At 73.7% G+C, this 22,973-nt stretch carries 16 protein-coding genes and 1 pseudogene; 11 read left to right on the top strand and 6 right to left on the bottom strand.

Going from position 1 to position 22,973, the window contains the following annotated elements; all coding sequences use genetic code 11:
- Nucleotides 1–240: pseudogene (locus M8J73_RS09975) on the bottom strand (2-oxoacid:acceptor oxidoreductase subunit alpha); the annotation flags it as partial.
- A 388-nt stretch (nt 241–628) separates the two neighbouring features.
- Here M8J73_RS09975 and M8J73_RS09970 point away from each other — a divergent pair.
- From M8J73_RS09970 to M8J73_RS09945, 6 genes are all read left to right on the top strand, one after another.
- A complete protein-coding gene (locus M8J73_RS09970; RefSeq protein WP_249828492.1) occupies nt 629–1,660 on the top strand; it encodes an SMP-30/gluconolactonase/LRE family protein in 1,032 nt (343 codons plus the stop codon).
- 70 nt (nt 1,661–1,730) lie between these two features.
- Nucleotides 1,731–4,106 carry an MMPL family transporter gene (locus M8J73_RS09965; protein ID WP_249828491.1) on the top strand — a complete coding sequence of 792 codons (2,376 nt, stop codon included), beginning with the start codon at nt 1,731–1,733 and terminating at the stop codon, nt 4,104–4,106.
- Between the two features lie 532 nt (nt 4,107–4,638).
- Nucleotides 4,639–5,385 carry an HAD family hydrolase gene (locus M8J73_RS09960; RefSeq protein ID WP_240501506.1) on the top strand — a complete coding sequence of 249 codons (747 nt, stop codon included), beginning with the start codon at nt 4,639–4,641 and terminating at the stop codon, nt 5,383–5,385.
- Nucleotides 5,382–7,028: an FAD-dependent monooxygenase gene (locus M8J73_RS09955; protein WP_055540362.1), complete on the top strand. Its 1,647-nt coding sequence runs from the start codon at nt 5,382–5,384 to the stop codon at nt 7,026–7,028. The genes M8J73_RS09960 and M8J73_RS09955 overlap by 4 nt, the downstream gene beginning before the upstream one ends.
- Nucleotides 7,029–7,095: 67 nt before the next feature.
- Entirely contained in the window at nt 7,096–8,151 is a 1,056-nt protein-coding gene (locus M8J73_RS09950) for a ScbA/BarX family gamma-butyrolactone biosynthesis protein (RefSeq protein WP_240501508.1), read from the top strand.
- Between the two features lie 110 nt (nt 8,152–8,261).
- Nucleotides 8,262–8,867 (top strand): response regulator transcription factor, encoded by a 606-nt coding sequence (locus tag M8J73_RS09945; RefSeq protein ID WP_055523101.1) that lies wholly within the window; start codon nt 8,262–8,264, stop codon nt 8,865–8,867.
- Nucleotides 8,868–9,159: 292 nt separating this feature from the next.
- Here M8J73_RS09945 and M8J73_RS09940 read toward each other — a convergent pair whose 3' ends face one another.
- The 4 genes from M8J73_RS09940 to M8J73_RS09925 all read right to left on the bottom strand — a co-directional run bounded on the left by M8J73_RS09940 (nt 9,160) and on the right by M8J73_RS09925 (nt 14,869).
- Nucleotides 9,160–10,401 carry a sensor histidine kinase gene (locus tag M8J73_RS09940; RefSeq protein WP_055540363.1) on the bottom strand — a complete coding sequence of 414 codons (1,242 nt, stop codon included), beginning with the start codon at nt 10,399–10,401 and terminating at the stop codon, nt 9,160–9,162.
- A 100-nt stretch (nt 10,402–10,501) separates the two neighbouring features.
- The gene (locus M8J73_RS09935) at nt 10,502–12,106 is read right to left on the bottom strand and encodes a SagB/ThcOx family dehydrogenase (protein ID WP_055540364.1); all 1,605 of its coding nucleotides are present in this window, start codon (nt 12,104–12,106) and stop codon (nt 10,502–10,504) included.
- A 61-nt stretch (nt 12,107–12,167) separates the two neighbouring features.
- Nucleotides 12,168–14,561, bottom strand: a complete 2,394-nt coding sequence (locus M8J73_RS09930; protein ID WP_055540365.1) for a TOMM precursor leader peptide-binding protein — start codon at nt 14,559–14,561, stop codon at nt 12,168–12,170.
- Nucleotides 14,558–14,869: a TIGR04351 family putative TOMM peptide gene (locus M8J73_RS09925; protein WP_240501510.1), complete on the bottom strand. Its 312-nt coding sequence runs from the start codon at nt 14,867–14,869 to the stop codon at nt 14,558–14,560. Before M8J73_RS09925 ends, M8J73_RS09930 begins: the two co-directional genes overlap by 4 nt.
- A 307-nt stretch (nt 14,870–15,176) precedes the next feature.
- On the opposite strand from M8J73_RS09925, the gene M8J73_RS09920 reads away from it, so the two are divergent.
- Nucleotides 15,177–16,010 carry an AfsR/SARP family transcriptional regulator gene (locus M8J73_RS09920; protein WP_055540366.1) on the top strand — a complete coding sequence of 278 codons (834 nt, stop codon included), beginning with the start codon at nt 15,177–15,179 and terminating at the stop codon, nt 16,008–16,010.
- A 307-nt stretch (nt 16,011–16,317) separates the two neighbouring features.
- Nucleotides 16,318–17,109 carry a thioesterase II family protein gene (locus M8J73_RS09915; RefSeq protein ID WP_240501512.1) on the top strand — a complete coding sequence of 264 codons (792 nt, stop codon included), beginning with the start codon at nt 16,318–16,320 and terminating at the stop codon, nt 17,107–17,109.
- Between the two features lie 690 nt (nt 17,110–17,799).
- Here the strand turns inward: M8J73_RS09915 and M8J73_RS09910 are convergent.
- Nucleotides 17,800–19,410, bottom strand: a complete 1,611-nt coding sequence (locus M8J73_RS09910) for an MFS transporter (protein ID WP_055540368.1) — start codon at nt 19,408–19,410, stop codon at nt 17,800–17,802.
- Between the two features lie 193 nt (nt 19,411–19,603).
- On the opposite strand from M8J73_RS09910, the gene M8J73_RS09905 reads away from it, so the two are divergent.
- From M8J73_RS09905 to M8J73_RS09895, 3 genes are all read left to right on the top strand, one after another.
- Nucleotides 19,604–20,872, top strand: coding sequence for an MFS transporter (locus tag M8J73_RS09905; RefSeq protein WP_063799252.1), 1,269 nt, complete (start codon nt 19,604–19,606; stop codon nt 20,870–20,872).
- A 380-nt stretch (nt 20,873–21,252) separates the two neighbouring features.
- Nucleotides 21,253–22,317 (top strand): ketoacyl-ACP synthase III family protein, encoded by a 1,065-nt coding sequence (locus tag M8J73_RS09900; protein ID WP_055542779.1) that lies wholly within the window; start codon nt 21,253–21,255, stop codon nt 22,315–22,317.
- Nucleotides 22,314–22,973 (top strand): AMP-binding protein (locus M8J73_RS09895; protein ID WP_249828490.1); only part of this gene is annotated, 660 nt, incomplete at its 3' end. The genes M8J73_RS09900 and M8J73_RS09895, both read left to right, overlap by 4 nt.

Below are 22,973 nucleotides of genomic sequence, written 5' to 3'. Positions count from 1 at the left end.
GGAGACGCCGGGCAGGGTGCCGGCGGGGGCGCGGATCTCGGCGGGGAAGTTCGGCAGGGTTGACAGGTCGTTGCCGAACGAGGCGGTCTCGGAGGTGAAACGGTCACCGGTGAGCTGCATACCGTCACCGGAATCACCCGCGAACCGAATGACCACCCGGTCCAGACGGTGCACCTCCTTGGTGCGGATCCCGGCCGATGTCGGCTCGGCCTCTTCGATGTCCACGGTGTCTACCGTCACGCGACTCGTCTCCTCTGGCTTTCCGCTGTCCGGCGCCGCTGCGTGGGCCGGACCCCGTCGGCGCCTCCCGTAACTCGGGGACGCCGGGCACACGCCGACGGGACCTGGCAGGCCGGGACGTTAGGCAGCCCGCCTTGCGCCGGACCAAAGCGCCTCCCGGGCGCCGTCCACCGCTTCCGGCCGCCCGTGGCCGGTTCAGCGCAGGTTCAGTGGTTCTCCAGAGCGGCTCGCGACCCTTGCCCATGTCCGCTGGACAGCCGGACCCGGCGCTTCCCCCCAGCGGGGCATCAGGTGCGCCACCACACGACCCGGCCCGCCGCGACCACGCATCGGCCCAGCCCACTTCCTGTTACTTCGTCATCCTTTACCCCTTTCCCAGGAGCACATCATGGACGTGTCGTCCCCGGCCTCCCGCCGCACCCTGCTCAGACTCGCCACCGCGGTTTCCCTGGGCGGGGCGCTCGCCGCCACCCCGCTGCCGGCGTTCGCGAAATCCACCCGCTGCCCGCTGCCGCGCAGCCTCAGCGTCACCGCCCCCGGCGTGTACCCGGAGGGCGTCGCCTGGGACCCCACGAGGAAGGCCTTCCTCGTGGGGTCCAGTGCGCAGGGCACCATCTCGGTGGTCCGGGCCGACGGCACCGTGACCCCACTGGTGGCCCCGTTCGCCCGTGTGTCGGTCCTCGGCATCGTCGTGGACGCGCCCCGCCGCCGCGTCCTGGCCGCCTACACCGACTACTTCTTCCGGCTGATGGGCATCGTCGACCCGACGCTGCCCCCGGTGTCCGGAGTGGGTGTCTTCGACCTCGACACCGGTGCCGTCCAGCACCTGGTCGACCTGTCCGACGGACAGGCCCAGCCCCGCGCCAACGACGTCACCGTCGACCGCGACGGCACGATCTACGTCACCGACACCGGGGTCGACACGATCAGCGTGGTCAGCCGTGCCGGCGAGCTCCTCCAGGTGATCCGCGACGACCGCTTCCTCACCGAGGCCACCGGCCCCAACGGCATCGTCCACCACCCCGCCGGGTTCCTCCTCATGGGCAAGTACGACGGCGGCCGCCTCTTCCGCGTCGACCGCCCCCGCTCGGCGCGGCCCAAGGTCAGCGAGGTCCGCCTCGACCGCGCGCCCGCCACCATGGACGGCATCGCCCTGCGCCCGGACGGCTCCCTGGTCGTCGTGTCCAACGACCTGTCGCCGGCCGACGGGCGCCCCGGCCGCGACGCCGTCCTGGAGCTGCGGTCCACCGACTGCTGGCGCAGCGCACGCACCGTGCGGGACCAGACCTGGCCGTTCGAGGACCCCACCACCGTCGCCGTGACCCCGTACGGCGACTACGTGGTCAGCGGCGGGCTCCGGGAGATCCTCACCGGCGTCCCCTCCACCACGCCCGGCCAGTTCCACCTGCGTCGCCGCTGACGACACCGGTCGGCGTCCCCGGGCGTACGGCCGGCCCGCACCTCACCCACCCCGACCTCCGGGAGCCCCCATGTCCCCCGCCACCACACCCACCCCGCCCCCCGAAACCGCCCCTCCCCGGGGCCTGTTCACCGCGATCGCCGGGCTGGCCGTCCGCCGGTCCCGGCTGCTGCTCGTCCTCACCGTGGTCCTGCTGGCCGGTGCCGTCGTCCTCGGCAGCGGCGTCGCCGACCGGCTGCGCAGCGGGGGCAGCGGCGGTGTCGTCGACCCGTCATCCGAGTCCTCGTACGCCGCGGACATCCTGGAACGGGAGTTCCCCGGGGCCCGCCCCAACCTCGTGCTGCTGGCGCGGGCCGACGGCGAGGTCGACGACGCCGACGTGGCACGCCAGGGCCGGGAGCTCGCCGCCCGCCTCGCCGACGAGCGGGGCGTCACCGGCGTCACCTCCTACTGGGACACCGGCGCCGGGGCACTGCGCTCCGACGACGGCCGGGAGGCCCTGGTGGTGGCCCGGCTCACCGGGGACGAACTGGAGGCCGACCGCACCCTGAAGGACCGTATCGTCGGGCACTTCGACGGACGGCAGGGCGACCTCACGGTCCGGATCGGCGGCAGCGTCGCCGTCCAGAACGAGCAGCAGACCTTCATCCGCGAGGACCTCGTGCGCGCCGAGGTCATCGCGCTGCCGATCACGCTCCTCATCCTCATGGTCGTGTTCGGCAGCGCCGTGGCCGCGCTGCTCCCCGTCGGCATCGGCGTGATCGCGATCCTCGGCACCAACGCGGTGCTGCGGGTCCTCACCTCCTTCACCGACGTCTCCGTCTTCGCCACCAACCTCACCACCGCCCTCGGTCTCGGCCTCGCCATCGACTACGCGTTGCTGATCGTGCGCCGCTACCGCGAGGAACTCGCCGCCGGCCGCGACACACCCGCCGCGCTCGCCGTCACCCTCAACACGGCCGGGCGGACGGTGCTGTTCTCGGCCGCGACCGTCGCCGTGTCGCTCGCCGCGATGATGGTGTTCCCGCTGTACTTCCTGCGGTCCCTCGCCTACGCCGGCATCAGCGTCGTGGTCCTCGCCGCCGTCGCCGCCCTCGTGGTGCTGCCCGCCCTGCTCGCCGTCCTCGGCCGGCGCATCGACGCCTGGGACGTGCGCAAGCTGGTCCGGCGCGGCTCCCGCAAGATCCCCGAGCCCGCGGCCCCCGGGGCCGCCTGGGCCCGGCTGGCCCGGGGCGTGATGCGGCGCGCGCCGCTGGTCGCCACCGGCACCCTGGCCGTCCTGCTGCTGCTCGGGGCGCCCTTCCTGAACGTCGACTTCGGCACCGCCGACTACCGGCAGCTGCCCTCCTCCGCCGACTCCCGCGTGGTGCAGGAGAACATCAGGGACCACTTCCAGGGCAGCCCCACCGGAGCGATCGAGGTCGTCACCCGCGACGCGCCCGCAGGCGAGCTCGGCGACTACGCCGAGCGGCTGTCCCGGCTCGACGGAGTGATCCGGGTGGACGGGCCGACCGGCAGCTACCAGGACGGCCGGGCCGCCGGACCGGCGCAGCCGGGCCGCACCGCTGGCGAGATCGCGTACCTCACCGTGGTGCCCGGCGTGGAGGCCGTCTCCGACGAGGGCAAGGACCTGGTGCGGGACGTCAGGGCCGTCGACGCCGACTTCCCCAGCTACACCTCCGGGACGACCGCGGCACTGATCGACAGTCAGGCCGCCATCGGCCGCGGCCTGCCGTGGGCCATCGGCATCATCGTGCTCGCCACGCTGGTTCTGGTGTTCCTGCTCACGGGCAGCGTGCTGGTGCCGTTGCAGGCCGTCCTGCTCAACGCGCTGAGCCTCACCGCGATGCTGGGCGCCGTGGTGTGGGTCTTCCAGGACGGACACCTGTCGGGGGTGCTGGGCTTCACCCCGACCGGGAGCATCGAGACGGCACTCCCGGTGCTGATGTTCTGCCTCGCGTTCGGACTCTCCATGGACTACGGGGTCTTCCTGCTCTCCCGCATCAAGGAGGAGCAGGAGCGGACGCTCGACCACAAGGCCGCGGTGGTCGAGGGGATCCGCTCGACCGGCGGTGTCATCACCGCCGCCGCGCTCGTCCTGTCCGTGGTCATGGTGGCCATCGGCACGTCCCGCATCACCAACACCAAGATGCTCGGACTGGGCGTCGCCCTGGCCATCCTCATGGACGCCATGGTGATCCGTACGCTCCTCGTCCCCGCGGTGCTGTCGCTCACCGGACGGGCGACCTGGTGGGCGCCCGGACCGCTGCGCCGCCTGCACGCCCGCTTCGGCATCCGTGAGGGCGGCCCGGCCCCGGCGGCACCGGCCCCGGCCGCGTCGGACACACCGGACGCCTCAGACCCGTCGAGCGCGTCGGACACGTCGGCGCCGGTGACGCAGGAGAGGGAACGGGCCGGCGCGGCCGCCGGGAAGCAGTCCGGCTGACGCCGCGACGGCCACACGGCCGCGCGAGTACGTGAATACGCGGGAAACAAGGTGCGGGAGGACCTCGACAGGTCCTCCCGCACCTCTTTGGCGGGGCGCAAGCGATCGTCGTTAGCGTCCGGGCAACGCGTCGGGCGGACGCCGCGGCAACGCCGCCCGGACACCCGACCCGGCCGAGTGGCCACGGCACCGCCCGGCCCGCCCCGACCGGCCCTGTGCGCCAGAACGGCCGCAGCCGGCCGGCCGCGATCAGCGCAACGCCCGCGACCGGACCGGCCGACGACCTGGCCGACCGACCGACTCCACCGAGCCCACGGAGTCGACCGGTTCAGCCCGATGCAGCCCGATGCGGCCCGGTCACCGGTCCACCCGGTTCAGCGGTCCGCCAGGACCACCCACTCCCGCACCCGCCACCCCGATCCCGGCCCAAGGGATCACCCGGATCACCCGATCCAACAGATCCACCAGATCGACCCGATCGAACCGAGCACCCAGAGCGAGCAGATCGACCAGAGCAAGGGGGAACAGCCCGATGACATCCACACACCAGACGGGGCCGCAGGAGCGGCCGGTACGCCGCGTCGCGGTGGGCGAGGGGAGCGCCACGGCGGTCGACACCGTCGTCGTCGACTACGGAGGGGTCCTCACGAACCCGCTCGTGGAGACCTTCGCCGCCTTCGCCGAACTCGCCGGCATCGACGCCGGCGACCTCGCGCAGGCGTTCCTGGCGGCGACGGAACGCCACGGGGAGACCCCGATGGCCGCCCTGGAGACCGGCACGATCACCGAGCGGCAGATGGTGGACCGGATCCTCGCCGAACTCCCCGAGGGGGCGGGCCGGATCCTCGCGGACGGACAGAGCTTCGGCGAGCTGTGGTTCCGGGGCCGGCGGGCCAACGAGCCGTTCCTGGCCTTCCTGCGCGCCCTGCGCCGCGACGGCTACCGGCTCGCCCTGCTGACCAACAACGTCCGCGAGTGGGAGCCGCTGTGGCGGGCCCAGCTGCCCGTCGACGAACTCTTCGACGTGGTCGTGGACTCGCACCGGGAAGGCGTACGCAAACCGGAACCGGAGATCTACCGGATCCTGCTCGACCGGCTCGGCACCCCGGCGAAGCGCTGCCTGTTCGTCGACGACACGGAGGAGAACTGCCGGGCCGCCGCCGAACTCGGCATGCGCGCCGTGCGGTTCGCCGACACCGACAGCGCCGTCCGCGAGATCTCGGCCCTGCTGCACCGCCCCGTGGCCGTGGCCGCCGGCGCCGCGGGAGGTGCCCGATGACCGCCACCCCGGTTCTCGTCGTCGGCGCCGGGCCCACCGGCCTGTCCGCCGCGTGCGCCCTGTGGGACCTCGGCGTGCCCTGCCGTGTCGTCGACCGGCGTCCCGGCCCCGGTATCGCGCCCAAGGGGCTGGTGCTGTGGAGCGGCGCCCTCGAATGCCTGGACCGCCTCGGGGTCGCCGAGAAGCTCACCGGGACGGCCCTTCCGCTGGCGGGGGCGTCGTACTGGTCGAAGGGCAGGAAGCTCGCCGGTGTGCGGTTCGGCGGACTGACGGGCACCGCGTTCCCCGGCCCTCTCTGCGTACCGCAGCCCGTCACCGAGCGCGCGCTGCTGGAGCGGCTGACGGAGCTGGGCGGCACCGTCGAGTGGGAGACCGAGGCCACGGCGGTGACCGTGCACCGCGGCGGCCCCGAGGAGTCGGTGACCGTGACGCTGAGCGCGGGCGGCGCGGAGGAGACGGTGACGGTGCCCTGGCTCGTCGCCGCCGACGGCGCCCGCAGCCTGGTACGCGACAGCGTCGGCATCCCCTTCGAGGGCCACACCTTCGACCGTACGTTCCTCATCGGGGACGGCCGGCTGGAGGGCGCGCCCGAGGAGGCCGAGGTGCAGCACCACATCACGCCCGACGGGGTGCTGGTGATCGTCCCGCAGCCCGACGGCCACCGGGTCTTCTTCGACACGGAACCGGACGAGCGCACCGATCCGCCCTCGGAGGAGCTGCTGCAACGGCTCCTCGACGAGCGGGGCCCGGGCGGGCTGCGGTTGCACGGCACCTGGTGGACCAGCCGCTTCCGGGTGCACGCCAAGGTCGCCCCGCGCTTCCGTGAGGGCCCGGTGCTGCTCGCGGGCGACGCGGTGCACGCCCACACCACCGCCGGCGGACAGGGCCTCAACACCGGCGTCCAGGACGGCTACGACGTGGGCTGGAAGCTGGCGACCGTGGTGCGCGGCGGCGACCCGGCGCTGCTCGACAGCTACGAGGCCGAACGGCGTCCCGCGTCCGTCCGGGCGGTCGCGAACGGCGACCAGCAGATCCGGATGTGGCTGCTGCGCCGTCCGGTGGCCCGGCTCCTGCGGAACACGGTCATGCGGGCGCTGTCCGCCACCGGGCTGCTGGAGCGCAAGGCGATCCCCCTGCTCGCCCAACTCGACCTGGACCACTCGGGGAGCCCCGCGGTGGCCGCGTCCGACGCCGTGAGCGGCGTGCCGCGCACGCTGAGGCCCGGACGGCGGTCCCCCGACGCGACGCTGATCCCGGTGACCGGTACGGCCGCGACAACGCTGCACGACCATCTGGCGGCCGGGCGGCACACCCTGCTGGTGTACGGCGCGGGGACGGCCGGTGAGGCGGCCGTGCGCGCCGCGGACGCCGTGCGGGAGCGGGGCGTCGGCGACACGGCCCAGGTGCTGTGGATCCAGCCCGCGACCGCCGAAGCCGCGCAAGTACCGCAGGGGACGGGCGACTTGATCGTCGCCCGGGAACAGGGCCGCACGCTCGGCGCCGCCGGCTCCCCGTGGGTCGCCTATGTGCGGCCGGACGGTGTCGTCGCGGCCCGCTCCGCCCCCGCCGGCCTCGACGCCCTCCTCGCCCGGCTGCCGTCGCGTGAGCCCCTGACGGCGCCGGTGCCGTCCCTGCGGCCCTGAGCGGGCCCGGCCCACCGATCGCGAGCCGATCGATCGCGACACCCAGACTTCCTTGGAAGGACCGACCATGAGCATGTCCCTGTCTGCCCCCGCGTCCGCGACCGCCCCCGTCACCGCGTCCGCCACCGCCTCCGAGGCGGCCCCGGCGCGCCCGAGGGCCGCCGAGGTGGAGCTGAGCTACGACGCGACCGTGCCCCGCACCCTTGTCCACCGGGCCTCGATCGCCGAGGTCTTCGTCACCGACTCCGCCGAGACGGGCGAGGACACCTTCGCCGTCGCCGCCCAGCTCCCGCGCGGCCATCTGATCGGGGAGGACTCTCCTTCGTACGACTTCACGTTGCTGGTGGAAGTGGTGCGGCAGGCCGGGGTCCTGATCGCCCACCGTCATCTGGGGGTGGAGCTGGGGTCGGCGTTCATCTTCCGGGATCTCAGACTGCGGGTCACCGCGTTCGAACCGCTGCGCATCGGCCGACGGCCGGCCGACCTGCGGGTCGAGGTGACCGTGAGGACCCGGCGCAACCGGGCGGGCCGCGTCCAGGGGTTCACCTTCACCGGGGACGTCGCGGTCGACGGGCGCCCGGCGATGCGCGGGGAGGGCGGGCTGCTGATCCTGTCCAGGACCGCCTACCAGGCCATGCGGAGCAGGCGGCAGCTGCCGGACCACCCCGGTTTCCTGCTGCCGCGCTTCACGGCGGCCGAACCGTGCGCGGTGGGCCGCCGCGACGCCCGGAACGTGTTCGTCACCGAGCCCGTCGCGGACGGTGAACAGAGCCGGTTCTCCTGCCAGTTGGTGGTGGACACCAGCCACCCGCACGTCTTCGACCACCCGCTGGACCATGTGCCGGGCCATCTGCAGATGGAGGCGGCACGGCAGTTGGCGGTGGCCTCCGTGGCCCGGCTGCACGGCCTCGACCCGTGCAGCCTGTCGATCGCGTCCATAGAAACCGACTTCACCGACTACGCCGAACTGGACCGCATCACCAGCCTGCGGGCGACGGTCGGAGGGTTCCGTTCCGACGAGGAACTGGGCACCTTCACGATCCCGGTCGAGGTGGAGGCCGTGCAGGAGAGCACCGTCACCACCGCCATGCGGATCGAGGTGGCGCAGTGGGCCCAGGATTAAGGTGAAGTTTAAAGGAAATCGCTCTCTGATCTTTTACGCGCACCCTCTGTCAAGTAATGTCCTCGTCAATCGGGCCGACGTGACCTTCTCGGCCCCCCGGGGGGAGCACTGTGATACGCATACTGCTCGCCGAGGACATGCACATGGTCCGTGGGGCCCTGGTGGCCCTGCTGGCCTTGGAGGGTGACCTCACCGTCGTGGCCGAGGTCGAGCGTGGGGACCGGATCCTCCCCACGGCACTGGAGCACCAGCCGGATGTCGCCATCATCGATGTCGACCTGCCCGGCCTCGACGGATTGAGCGCGGCGGCCCAGCTGGCCCAACAGCTGCCCTCGTGCCGCACATTGATCCTGACCAGCCTCGGCCGGCCGGGCACGCTCCGCAAGGCGCTCGCGGCCCAGGTGGGCGGTTTCCTCCTCAAGGACGCCCCACCGGACCGGCTGGCCGACGCGGTCCGGGACGTCGCGGCCGGGAAGCGGGTGATCGACCCCCAGCTGGCCCTGGCGGCCCTGGACAACGGGGAGAACCCGCTGACGCCCCGTGAGACGGAGGTGCTGCGGCTGGCCGCGGACGGGGCGGAGGCCGCGGACATCGCGCGCCTGCTGTTCCTGTCCGTGGGGACGGTGCGCAACTACCTGACGACGGTCGTCACCAAGCTCAACGCCCGCAACCGGGTCGACGCGATCCGGGTCGCCAGGGAGAGCGGCTGGCTGTGAGAGGCCGCGGGCCGGACGGGGCGCGACACCCCCGCCCGGCCCGCGGCTGTGAGCTCCTCACCGGTTCCCGCCCGCTCCGCCGCCCGCGGCTCTCAGAGCTCCGAACAAATGGGGAGCCCGGCTCGCGGCGTCTGGCACGCACGCTCGCCGCGTTGCCGCAAGCCCCTGGTAGCTCCTCCCCCACTCTCGGCTCCGCTCGAGCGGGGGACCCCCATCGAGGAGCTTCCGGCGCCTTGCGATCGCACGCACCAGACGCCGCGAGCTGATCGGACACCCCTTTTGTCCGGAGCTCTCAGTCGGCCCGGCCCAGCGGGACCGCGGCCCGCAGGACGAACCAGCCCGCCTCGTCCAGCCCGGACATCAGCCGGCCCCCGATCGAGGCCAGCCGGAACTGCAAGTTGCCCAGGCCGCTGCCGTCCGAGCCGTCCGACAGGTCCCGGAAGGCCGTGGCGGTCTTCTGCACCCCGTCGTTGGCGATGGTGAGGACCAGATCGCCCGACGACGTCCCGCAGAACTGGATCCGGCAGCGCTCCGCCTTGCTGTGGCGCAGCAGGTTGGTGATGGCCTCGCGGAGCACGGTCGCCATGATGGTGCTCACCTCCCCCTCGGGGAGGTCCACCTGGCACTCCACCTCCGCCTGGATGCCGGCGGCCGCCAGGACCGCCTGCGCCGACACGGCCTCCGTGGACAGCGACATGTCCCGGTAGCCACGGGCGACGGTGCGCACGTCGGACAGGGCCTGCCGGGAGATCTCCAGGATGCTCTTGAGCTCCTCCAGGGCCCGCTCGGGGGCCGCGGGCACGAGACGGCACGCCAGTTCGCTCTTGAGGGTCACCGCGGACAGGCTGTAGCCGAGCAGGTCGTGCAGGTCCCGGGCGAAGCGGAGCCGCTCCTGGGTCACGGCCAGCCGCGCGAGTTCCGTCTGGGCCGCGTGCACCTCGACCACCAGCTGGGCGAGCCGGTTCAGGCCGTACACGATCAGTCCCGTCAGCACCGTGGAGACGGCGATGTACACCGAGCCGACGAAGTGCATGCCCAGCAGCGGGCCGGTGCCCGCGGCCGCGACGGCGACGAGGCCGAACAGCGGCCAGGCCACCCTGGGCTGGAGCACCAGCAGCAGGGAGGCGCCCAGGAAGCCGGCCATCCCGCCCCAGCCGAACCCCAGGACGAACAGCGGGAGATACGTCAGCAGCGCCTGCAGGGTGAGCGTCCACCGGTACCAGCGAGCCCGGAACCGCCGCAGACGCTGGGTGGTGTGCACGAGTTGAAGAAGGAAGACCAAGCTGAAGCCGAGGGCCGAGGCGACGAGGGTCCACGGCCCCGGCCTCGCGTCCGCGATGTTCAGAAAGCCGGTCAGGACGAAACCGCACTCGACGATCAGGACGACACCCTGGGCGAGCCGGGGCGGCGGGGCACTGAGGCCCAGGGCGCGCACAGCCGCCGACAAGGTGGGACTGCCGCCGACACCGCCGGTGGCGGTCTCCCCTAAGGAGCGGTCGACTTGCGTCTCCGCGCCCAGCGCGGCTGCCTCCATGAAAGCCCCTCACCGGAACAGGATCAAGGAGCGACCAGTGTATGCGGGATCTTTGAACTGTAAGTATTAAATGCAGGACTCATGGACCAACTGTGCGATTTTAAGGGATGGTTGGTGACAGGTGCGGGGCCACGCCCAGGGCGAAGCCCCCGACGCTCGGCTCGGTCAGCCAGTCCGTGCCGGTGGTGCGGGCGGCCAGCTCGACGTCACCGCTCCCCAGGGCGCACGCGGCCAGGCCCATCGCGGTGCCGATCAGATACAAGTTCTGAATGACCGCGCCGACGTGCTTCAGCGTCAGCGCGTAGGGGAGACCGCTGTACTTCCAGGACAGCCGGTGGATGCGCGAGGTGATGGTGATGACCACCGAGGGCGGGTCCACCAGCCCGGCGGTGATCTGCGCCTCCGCGACCAGCTCCGCCGTCGTCGAGTCCGTCCCGCCGTCGCCGATCTGCACCAGGCAGTGCTCCAGCGGCGCGTAGTAGTGGGTGCCCGACGGGATGCCGGCGCAGTCCCGGATGGTGAGATAGAACTCGAGCTCGTAGGCGCGGCCGCCGCTGGGGTACGGCCGGTCGGAGTACGCCTCCTCCTGCCGGCCCTCGCCCTGCCGCTCGTGCAGGCCGCGGACCCGCAGCGCCCGGTACAGGAACTCGCCCAGCGCGGCGGCGGTGAGCGGCTCCGAGCCGTAGCGCCGGATGCTCCGGCGCCCCTCCACCACGGTCGTCAGCGGCGGGTCCGCGGCCGTCACCTCGCTCAGGGACGGCCGGGGGAGGGCGATGCGCGGGCCGTCCGGCAGCGGCTTGACGGCCGGGGCCGGGGGCAGCCGCCCGGCGAGCGGATACGTCGCGCCGAAGTCCGCGTCGTGCCGGCCGAGCGTGGAGCGGCTGTGGAAGAGCAGGTCGACGGCGCCCCACGACAGCAGCGCCGGGTCCAGGTCCTCCGCGAAGGACGGGACCGGGTCACCGCCGCCCCGGCCCTCCTCGTACGCGCCCGGACCGCCGCGGTCGGCGCCGGGCGACGGCTGCTCCGCGGAGAGCACCATGCCGGTCCCCAGCAGATGGCCGACGATCTCGGCGACCACCGCGGCGGGCAGCGGCACGGCCGCGGCGATCTCGTCGACCGTGAGCGCGCGGCCCAGCATGCTCACGACCCACGCGGCCTCCGGAGCGTGCAGGACGACCCGGTACAGCGACACCGGCCCCTCCAGCACGAACCCCTCGCCCTCGCTGCGCAGGAACGCGAAGCGGGACAGCCGCACCGGACGCTGCCGGTCGACGATGTCCGGCCGGTACCGGGCCGACTGCGCGATCGGCACCACTGACAACAGGGGCTGGTCGGCGCCCTCCAGCGTCAGTGAGCGCACCACCATGTGCTGCAACCGGTGCAGCACCATCAGGATCTCGGCCTGCGCACCCGTGACGCTGGCCGTGCGCCCCCCGGGGGAGGAGGGGCGCACGGAGCTGTCGGCGGCCAGCTCGGCCGCCACGTTGGCCAGCGAGATCGGGCCGAGGCTCATCCGCCGCAGCGCCTCGCGGACCAGCGGGCCCGCTCTGTGCAGCCGGGTCTCGCCCCACCGGCCGGAGAGCACCACGGGACTGGCCGGGCCGCCCATGTCCACCAGGACGTCCTCACGGAGCGACCACAGGGCGACGCAGCGCCTCTCGCTCTGCGGTGTCACAACGGTGCTCAACGGCCTCTCGGCGGTCATAGGGGCTCCTGTGGGGCATGCGGGGTACGGCGGTGGGGCGCCGTACCGTTCAGATGAACAGTCAGAGGAACAAGGGGACGGGGTTGAGGTCCTCGTACGGTGTCGGCGCCGCCAGCCGGCCCAGCCGCACCGGCACGTCGAACAGCCGGCCGGGCGCGAACCGGGCCCAGAAGTGCCGCAGCCCCGGTACGACCACCTTCACCACCGGGATCCCGATGTCGGGCCTCGTCTGGTCGAGCACCAGCAGGTCCATGCCGTGCCCGCGCAGCAACTCGACGACGGCCTCGACGTCGTCCCGCAGGTCCGGCCGGTTGTGGAAGGCGAAGTCCGCCGGGCCGCGCGCCGGGAGCGAGGGGTCGGGCAGCAGATACGGTTGCGTGGCCACGGTCGCCCCCCACCACCAGCCGAGCGGTTCGGGCGCCGTCGTGCCGTAACCCGTGCCGTCGGCCCGTGCGCCGATCACGGCGGGCAGCAGCTGGTTCATCTCGGTCAGCGCGCGGCGCAGCGCCACCGCCGGGTCGAAGTGCGCCCCGAAGCCGAACATGATGTCCTCGGCGGGTTTGTCGGTGCGCCGCGACACCGCCGCGAACACCGGCACGCCCAGGTCGGAGGTGAGGTCCAGGACCCACACCTCACGGTGCATGTGCCGGTACATGTCGAGGAGTTCCTCGGTCCAGGCGTCGCCGAAGCCGCCGGGGCCGTGCAGCCGCACGGCGGGCTGCCGGGTGCGGTTGTACCACCACAGGGCGACGGCGTCCCGCTCGACCAGCTCCAGGAAGCCGTGCAGGATCGCGTCCTCCGGGCTGCTGCCCGCGGCGTTGCCGTTGGAGTCGGCGCGCAGCGAGCGCCGGCCGGCCACCGGCCGGGACGACCCGTCGGCGGCACCCTGGAAGTACAGCATGCCGGTCGGCAGCATCCGCTGCCGCTGCTCGGTGAGCGACCACACCGGCGTCCAGTCGACCGGGGCCCGGTCGTCGAACGGCTCGGGAACGTACTGGAACGCGTCGTGCAGGGCGTTCCACCGCTCGCGGTCACGGAACTGCCGGGGGGCGAACAGCTGGCAGGCGTCCGGGGAGACCGCCACGTCCCCCAGGCCCCGCAGGCTGTCCCTGGTGCGCGGCTCGTCCCCCTGGAGGGTGCCGCTGTACCGCTCCAGCGCCTCGCACATGGCGCTCACCTCGGCGTCCAGCGCGGTGGCGCCCTTGCCGCCGCTGAGGTGACGCAGCCCGGCCCGCAGCCGCGCCAGGTCGGTCCCGCCCAGCGCGGCGTTGCGGCCCGCCAGATAGCAGTGCAGGCCCGACGGCGCCCGTGGGTCCCTGCGGATCTCCTCGATCACCCCGGTCACCGGGCTGACCAGATGCGCGTACCGGTCGCGGACCTCCTGGGGGGAGAGCGCCCGGTGCCCGCCCCCCGCGTACGGCGCCTTCGGCCGGGAGACGAGCGTCACCGGCTGCCGCACCCGCCGTGCGACGAGGCCGGGGTCACCGCAGTCCGGGCACTGGGGGCGGCGCCGCAGCTCGTGGTGACGGCTCGTCAGGGTGAGGGTGTCCAGGGTCAGGACCGCGGACTGGCCGGGATAGCGGTAGCCGGCCAGCCACTTCGCCGACTCCAGCGCGGCGAGCTGCGCGGCCGCCGCCGCGGACGGCGGCACCTGGGCGGCCGGCCGGGGGACCGGGCCGGTCAGGCCGAGCGCCCGCCGCACCGGCGCCTCGCACAGCCGGTGGCCGCGCAGCCGGTGGGCCAGGCACGACCAGCAGGGGCCGGAGTCCGGCTGGAACACCGGGCCCACCCAGGCCGTGGAGCCACCGGGCCGGGACAGCAGCCAGGGCCGCCCTGTGGCCCGGTGCAGGGCGTCGATCTCGCGCAACTCGGGGTTCAGGTAGTCGTCGCACACGACGAGGGACAGCGGGGCGAGGTCGTTCCCGGCCACGCCGTGCGCGCCGTGCGCGCCGTGGGCCCAGCCGCTCGCGGTCACCGCGAGCCCCGCGGCCCGGCACGCCTCCAGCACCCCTTCGGCGCACGCCCCGCCCACCGTGAGGACCTCCACCGGGGCGGCCGCCAGCCGCCGCAGGGCCACCGTGCCGTCCAGCCCGGCCAGCTCCCAGAACGCGCGGGCCGGCCGGCCCGCCTCATCGGAGCCGCCGGAGGCCGCGACCGGCGTCGAATAGCCCACGAGACCGGCCTGGGCGAGCCGCGCGATCAGCCGGCCGACCTGCTCGGGCGGTATCTCGGGAGCCGCGTCCCGCAGCAGGGACGGCAGGTCCCTGGTGCCGTCCAACAGGGGTACCAGGGCCTCGATGTGATCGCCCTGCAACGCGGTCACACCCCGGTCGGACAGGAGGTACGCGGCGTCGTCGGCGACGACCTCCGCTCTCAGGTGACTGCGGAAGCCCACGAGCCGAGGGTCGTGCGTTCTCGACGGGTGCGCGGGACGCTCACCGAAGACGGCGGTCACCGAACGATCCTCCGACCGCCGGTCCCCGACGACGTGTACCGGGCCTCCGGGGACACGTCGTCGGTCAGGCAGAAGCAGAGGAACGCGTGCGCGGTCGTCGGCTGGGAGAGCTCCTCGATGGTCAGTTCACCCACCGGGTTCTCGGGCAGCGAGGGCGGCTGCTGCCCCCGGGCGAGCGTGACGCCGAACTCGTCGAGCACCGATGTGGCGTCCACCTGGTAGCGGCGTGACAGCTCCGGCTCCAGCCACGCCCGCGCGGCCAGTTCCACGAACCGCAGTTCCTGGCCGGGCATCCGGTCGAAGGCCACGGTCTGCTCCGTGGCGTGCGTACCTTCGAGAGTGGAAATAACGCCTTCGTGCACGTTGCCCTCCGCAAATACCTGTGTGTGAATCGGAAGTCGCCGTGATCGGACCGGCAGACAGGATTCTTCGGGCAGCGGGGTCGTCACCGACAGTGTTCCCCTCATGCCTCCCATGTGAATTCGTCATGGGTCACCGCCTCCGTTATTCACGCGGCGGCGATGAAGCGCTCACTGGGAGTGGCATGGGTCCCCGTGCCACTGTGGAGCGCTCGGAAACGCAAGCCGAGCGGTTTTGGCTGGAGGGAGAACCACAATGGAGGTCCGGGTCCTGGGGCCGCTCGTCGCCCAGCTCGACCACACGTCCGTAGTGCCCAGCGCGGCCAAGCCCCGCCAGGTGCTCGCCCTGCTGGCACTGCACGCCGGCCAGGTCGTGACCGTGTCCACCCTGCTCGACGAACTGTGGGGGGACGCGCCGCCACGCACCGCGCCCGCGACCCTCCAGACCTACATACGGCAGCTGCGCCGCGGACTGGCCACGGCGCTGGGCCCGACCGCGGTGCGCGGACCCAAGGACGTCCTGTGCACCCGGTACGGCGGCTACGCGCTCGACGTGGCCGGCGCCTATGACGCGACGGAGTTCCAGCGGCTGTCCGCGGCCGGGCAGACGGCCCTTCGCGAGGGATCCGTCCGCGAGGCGTCCGTCCTGCTGCACCAGGCGCTGGGGCTGTGGCGCGGCCCGGCTCTGGCCGACGTGCAGATCGGCCGGGCGCTGGAGGTGGAGACGGTACGGCTGGAGGAGACCAGACTGGGCGCCCTCGACGCGAGGATCGAGGCGGACATGCGGCTCGGCCGGCACGCCGCGCTGCTCGGGGAGCTGACCGCGCTGGCCGCGCAGCACCCCCTGCACGAGACCGTGCACGCGCAGCTGATGCTGGCGCTGTACCGCTGCGGCCGGCCCTCCCACGCGCTCGGCATCTACCAGAGGCTGCGTCAGTGCCTCATCCGGGAGCTGGCGTTGGAGCCGTCGACGCGGCTGCAGCGGCTGCACCAGGCGATCCTGCGGGCCGACCCCGTCCTGGAGTCCCCCGAACCGGCCGTGTCCGAGGGCGCGCCGCGCGTCAGGCCGCTGGCACCCGTCTCGGCCTGACCCGCGCCCCCGCCTGCGTCCGGCTCCACCGGCGCCGGAGCCGTCGGAGTCGTGGGAGCCGTCGGCGGCGTCCGCCCCGCACTGCCCCGGACCGCCCCGCCGCGGGATCCCGGCCGCCCGGCGGACGGCGGACGGCGATCGGTGGTCATGCGGGCGATCGGCGGTCATGCGGGCGATCGGGGACGTTCCTCTCTCTTCGGGCCCTGTCGTCGTTTGGCGGCCCTTAAGCGCCGCTCCCGACGCTGTGGGGACTGCGGGGGCTGGTCACCTGGTGGCCACCGCGTGACGAGAGGAGTTCCGGGGCACTATGACGCGATATCTGAGACGCGGTGGCACACGCCACGACGGTCGCCTGCGCATGTTCTGCTTCCCCTACGCGGGTGGCGGTGCCTCCGCCTACGCGGGCTGGCAGCGGTGGCTGGGATCCGGCGTGGAGGTGCTGCCGGTGCAGTTGCCCGGCCGTGAGGGCCGGATGGCGGAGCCGCGCTTCACCGACCTCCCCGCGCTCGTGGCGGACCTGGACCGGGAACTCGGCGAGGAACTCGACGGCCCGCACGTGCTGTACGGGCACAGCATGGGCGCCCTCGTCGCGTTCGCCCTGGCCCAATACCGCAGGGCCCGCGGCGAACGGCTGCCCCTCGCGCTCCTCCTCGGCGCGCACCGGGCCCCGCACCTGCCCGCCCCGCCCATCACCCACGGCTATGTGGCGGACGACATGGAACTGATGCGCGGGCTGTCCGCGCTGGGAGGTCTGCCCCGGGTGCTGCTGGACCGCCCGGAATGGCTGGCGGCGCTGCTGCCCGTCGTCCGGGGCGACCTGATGCTCTGTGAGGGCGCCGGGAGCGTGGACCGCACCCCGCTGCCGATCCCGCTGCACACGTTCGCCGGGGCGGAGGACCGGCTGGTGACCGTCCCCGAGGTCCGGGAATGGTCCCTGTACTCCACGGTGCACTGCGAGACCGTGGTGGTGCCGGGCGGCCACTTCTACATCCGGGAGCAGGAGAGCGCGTTCCTCGACCGGCTCACGGAGGTCCTGAGCCGGTACACCGACATCGCCGACCTGCTCGGCATGGACCTGGTGGGAGCCCCGAGCGACTGACCCCCTCCGGGGCAAGAACCGCCGGACCGCACAGGGCGCCGAGAGGCCGCCTCCCCTCCCGAACTCCCGGAGGAGAGGCGGCCGTTCGCATGCAAGGAACCACCCGCCCGAGGATGCGCCTGCTCGCAGGCCGCCCCGGACACCACCGGGCCACCGGGCGAGACACAGTCCGCGCACGCCGCTAGTCGCCTGCCCCTACGGTCACTTCGCGCACCGGGCGGCCTGCCCGAGGGGGTGGCCGTCCGTGGGCCGGGCGGTCGTTTGGTGCGCGGCCCCCAGCCCGAGGGGCGGCCCTCCGTCGGCTGGGCGTTCCCCTTGGACTCGCCGGGCGACCTGTCCGAGAAACGGCCGTCCGTGGGCCGGGCGGTTGTGTGGTGCGCCGGGCGCCTGCCCGAGGAGCGGCCCTCTGTCGGTCGGGCGGTCGTGTGGTGCGCCGGGCGGCCTGTCCGAGCAACGGTCCTCCCGCCAGCCGGACCTTCCCTTGGACCCGCCGGGCGGCCTGTCCGAGGGGTGGCCGTCCGTGGGCCGGGCGGTCGTTCAGCGCACCGGATGCCCGATGGGGGAGCGGCCCTCCGTCGGCTGGGAGTTCCCCTTGGACTCGCCGGGCGGCCCGCCCGAGGAGCCGCCCTCCGTCGGTCGGGCGGGCGCCGGGGCGGCCGTCCGGCCGCGAGGCGCCGTCGTCGAAGCGGCTCAGCCGACGGGCGTCTGGCCCGCCGAGGTCTCCGGGGCCGAGGTCTTCGGGGCCGGCGTCTCCGGGGCCGGGGCTCCGGGTACGCCCGTGTCCGCGACCGGGGTCACCGCCTCGCCGGCGGTGTCGCCGACGGCCGTGCGGCCCGGCATCAGCAGGGCCGCGATCACCGCGCCGCCCGCCACGCCGGCCGCTGCCACGGTCAGGCCCACCCCGGCGGCGTGGTCGAAGGCCGACCTCGCGGCCGTGGCGAGCGCCGCTCCCGCGTCGCCCCCGGTGCGTTCGGCGAGAGCCAGGGCGCTCTCCAGCGTGCGCCTCGCCGCCTGCGGCCGGTCGGCGTCGGCCATCGCGTTCGTGTAGCTGTGGGCCAGCACACTGCCGACCACGGCGACGCCCAATGCGTTGCCGAACTCCTGCATCGTCATGTCCAGCGAACCCGTCGCCCCCGACCGCTCCGGCGGCACCAGGGACATCACCACGTCCGTGGTGGGCCCCATCGCGAGCCCGAACCCGATCCCCGCGAGGACCAGCCCGGCGAGCACCGGTGCGTAGCCCTCGCCCACCCGGCCGAGGACCAGCACCCCCGCCGCCCCGAGCGCCAGGCCCACGGCGACACTGCCGCCCGGCCCGGCCCGGCGGACCACCACGGGGCACACCATCGTGCCGAGCAGGACGGCGAACGCCACCGGCATCACGGCGAGACCGGCCCGCAGCGGCCCGTAGCCGAAGGCGAACTGCAGCCGCTGGGTGAGGACGAACAGGGTGCCCGCCAGGCCGAACATCAGCAGCAGGATGCTCACGCTCGCCCCGATGAACGGCGCCCGGCGCAGCAGAGCGAAGTCCACCATGGGGTACGGGTGCCGGCGCTCCCACAGCACGAAGCAGACGCCCGCGACGGCGGCCACGGTGAAGCCGGTGACCGGCCACCCGGAGGTCCAGCCGTACTTCGACGCCTGGATCGTCCCGAAGACCAGCCCCACCATGGCGCCCGTGCCGAGCAGCGCGCCCACCGGGTCCGGGCGGCGCGGCGAGGGATCGGCGGACTCCGGCAGCAGTAGGGCGCCGACGACCAGCACCACGGCCACCGGCACGAGGTTCACCAGGAAGATCGAGCCCCACCAGAAGTGGCTGACCAGGGCGCCGCCGACCACCGGACCGGCCGCGACCCCGAGCGCGGAGCAGCCGCTCCACACACCGATCGCCCGGGCCCGTTCGGCCGGCGGGAAGACGTCGACCAGGACGGCGAGGGTGCCGGGCATGATGCACGCGGCACCCAGCCCCATCAGGATCCGAGCCGCGATCAGCTGGCCGGTGCCGTCCGCGGTCATGCCGACCAGCGAACCCACGCCGAACACGGTGGTGCCGAGCAGGGTCGCGCGCTTGTGGCCGTACCGGTCGGAGAGCGTTCCGGCGGTCAGCAACGCCCCGGCGAGGGCCAGGGCGTAGCCGTCCACGATGAACTGGATCTGGCCGACGTCGGCGTCCAGGCTCCGCATCATCTGGGGGATGGCCACGTTGAGCAGGCCGTTGTTGAGCACGATCGCGAACAGGGCGAGGGAGAGCACACCGAGGATCCACCAGCGGCGGGGATCCGCGGTCTCGGTGCGGGTCATGGTCGGGTCCTCCGTCGGTGGCGGGCACAGCGGTCCCCGCCACCCTCAGGGGACCCGCTGAAGGGGGACTTGCGGCGGTCCCCGCCGTGGCGTGCCGCGCCGCCGTCCGCTCAAGCGGCGCTTCAGCGCCGCTCCCTACGGTCCGGGCGGTGCTGCCCTCGGGTGAGCGGCGGCGAACACCGAAGGAGGTGCCATGGAGCTCCCGGTTCGGCTGCGGCAGGCCCGCTCCGCACTACTGCTGATCTTCCTCGTCCACGGCGCGGTCTTCGCTCTGCTGGTCACCCGCATCCCGGCGATCCAGGACCGGTACGGACTCAGCGACGGCGAGCTCCCGCTGGCCCTCGCGGCCGTCCCGATCCTGGCCGGCGTCGGCACGGTCACCGCCTCGCGGGTGGTGCGCCGGGTCCCCCCGCACGTCGTGGTGAGGGTCGTACAGCCGCTGATCTGTCTGGCGCTGGCCGGGGTCGGCGCGGGCGAGGCCGTCTGGCAACTCGCCGTCTGCCTGGTGGCCTTCGGCCTGCTGGTGGGCGCCATGGAGGCCAGCCTGAACATGACGGGCGTGGGGATCCAGCGCGGCTACGGCCGCAGCATCATGCTGGGCTTCCACGGCGCGGCGAGCCTCGGCGGCATCCTCGGCGCCGCCCTGTCCTGGGCCGGGGCCCACTGGCACCTGTCGCTGTTCACCGTGTTCGCCTCCTCGGTCGTCATGCTGCTCCCGGCCGCGGTGGCGGCCGGCCCCCGCCTCGACGCGCGCCCGGACGGACCGGGCGCCGGGAGCGGCGGTCCCTCCGCCGCCCCGACCGCCGCCCCGTCCGCCGCCGGGGCGCCCGAGACGCGGCCGGGCGGCCGGCGCGGCATCCCCTGGAAGCCGCTGCTGCCGCTCTGCCTGATCATGGCCGTGTCCGTCGTCGCGGACTCCACCGCGACCAACTGGAGCGCGAAGTTCCTGGAGGACACCCTGCACAGCTCGGAGGCGATGGCGACCGTCCCGTACGGCCTCTACATGGTGGCCACCCTGCTGGGCCGCGCGCTCGGTGACGGCTGGGTGCAGCGGTGGGGGGCGGCGGCCGTGGTGCGGGCGGGCGCCGTGCTCGCCGCCCTGGGGTTCGCCGTGGTCGCCGCGGCGCCGGAACCCCTGACCGCCGTCCTCGGCTTCGCCGTGCTCGGCGTGGGGCTGTCCGTCATCATCCCCCAGGCCCTGGTGATCGGCGCGCAACGGCTGCCGGGGGCCGAGGACACCGCCGTGGCACGTGTCAGCCTCTTCAACTACGTGGGCTTCCTGATCGGCCCACCCCTGGTCGGGGCCGTCGGAGCGGCCGTCTCCTACCGCGCGGCCATGTGCGTGCCGCTGCTGCTCGTGCTGTGCGTCCTGCTCGTGGCCCGTTCCCTGGCCGCGCCGAACACGGCCGACTCCTCCGCCCGCGTTCCGAGTCCCGAGGCGCCGAGGACCACTGTCGGCTGACGGCGCCGCGCGTCCCCCGGCGCGGCGCCCACCCGGTCGTGCCCCGGCTGCCCGAACGGCGGCCGGGGCACGACCGTTCCCGCTCCACCCCGCGCCCCGACGCCCCGTCCCGTCCCCTCGGCCCCCGTCCCGTCCCCTCGGCCCCCGTCCCGTCTCCTCGGCCCCCGTCGTCCTCTCGGTCCCCGTCCTGTCCCCCCGGTCCCCGCCCCGCCCCTCGGCCCCCGTCCCCTCCTCTCCACCCCGCCCCGATCCCGCCCCCGGTCTTTAGCCGGGCCAAAGCGACAGGGCCGACGATCCCGGCAGGGCGGATCCCAGGAGCCCGGCCGTGCCGCTCGGCCACCCGGCCGTCCCTGGGTGAGCCAACCGACGATGGGAGAACCATGCGCTGGGAAAGCGTTTACGTGGCGGGGACGGGGGCCTGGCTCCCCGAACCGTTCTCCGCCCGCGCCGCCGTGGAGGCGGGTGAGTACGACCCCGAGCAGTTCGAGGCGGACGGTCTGCTGTCCGTCCGGGTGGCCGACGAGGACGTCCCGCCACCCGACATGGCGGTGCAGGCCGCCACCACCGCGCTCAAGCGGTCCGGTCTCGCCCCGGAGACCGTACGTCTGCTGCTGCACAACTACGTCTGGTTCCAGGGCCAGACCATGTGGCCCGTGGCGTCCTACGTCGCCGACCACGCCGTCCACTGGGGCGTGCCGGCGTTCGAGGTGAAGCAGGAGTGCAACGCGGCGGTCGGCTCCCTGGAGCTGGCCGCCCGGCAGCTGACCACCGAACAGGACGAGGCCGCGGTGGTGCTCACCACCGCCGACCGCTTCGCCGAGCCGCTCATCAACCGCTGGAGCGCGGAGGCGGGCCTCGTCTACGCCGACGGCGGCACCGCCCTGGTCCTCTCCAACCGGGACGGCTTCGCCCGCGTCCTGTCGACCGTGACCCGCGCCGACAACCGCATGGAGGCGCTGGCCAGGGGAGCGGGCCTCACCCCGCTGCCCACTCAGGAGCCGTACGAGCACGCCGAACGGTTCGCCCACTACCTGCGCTCCCGCGGCGGCAACATCCGCGAGGCCACCGACCGGCTGGTCGCCATGGTCAAGGGCGCCGTCGACGACGCGCTGGCCGAGGCCGGGATCACGCCGGACGAGCTGGCCCACGCCGTCATCCCCACCGGCGGCCGCAGCAAGATGCAGTGGCAGGCCGAGCAGTTGCTGGGGGTGCCCGAGGAGCGCACTACCTGGGAGTTCGGCCGCCGCACCGGACACCTCGGCGCCGGCGACCAGTTCGCCGCGCTGAACGACCTCGCCGAGACCGGCGCACTGCGCCCGGGCGACCGCGTGCTGATGCTCTCCGCGGGCCCCGGCACCGCCAGTTGCGCCGTACTGGAGATCCTCCGCACACCGGGCTGGACGACCCCGGCCGCCGATCCGCAGACACCCGAGGAGCAGCGATGACCGCGACCGTGATCGGAACCTTCCCCGGCACGGCACTGATCGACAACGCCGTGGGCACCGACACCGCCCCCCGGGTCGACAACGCCGCGGAGGTGTTCCTCACCGCCGCCGTCGCCCGGCGCCCCGACGCCCCCGCCGTGCGGGACCGCTATGGCGTGTGGACGTACGCCGAACTCGACGCCGCCGCCGACTCCTTCGCCAGGGAACTGCACCGCCGCGGCATCCGCCCCGGCGACCGGGTGCTCGCCCGCGTCGACAGCGCCAAGGAGTTCACCGCCCTGCTCTACGGGACCTGGCGCAGCGGCGCCGTCCTGGTGCCGATCAACCCGGGCATGAAGGCCTTCCACCTCCAGTCGGTGATCGCCGACGCCGAACCCTCGCTGATCGTCGTCCAGGACGCCGAGCGCGACGGTGCCGACGGCCTGAACTGGCCGTCCGAGGTGCCGGTCGCCGTCGTGTCCGAGCTGGACCTGTCCGGTCCGGCCGACCCGGACGCCCGTACTCAGACCGAGGTGCCCGCCGACCGGCTCGCCCTGCTCATCTACACCTCGGGCAGCACCGCGGCGCCCAAGGGCGTGGCCTGCCCGCACGGGCCCGTGGCGTTCGCCGCCCGCGCCATCCAGGCCCGGCTGAACTACCGCCCCGACGACATCGTG

The sequence above is a fragment of the Streptomyces neyagawaensis genome (assembly GCF_023516595.1).
Lineage (GTDB): Bacteria > Actinomycetota > Actinomycetes > Streptomycetales > Streptomycetaceae > Streptomyces > Streptomyces neyagawaensis.
This window is presented reverse-complemented; position numbering and strand designations above follow the sequence as displayed.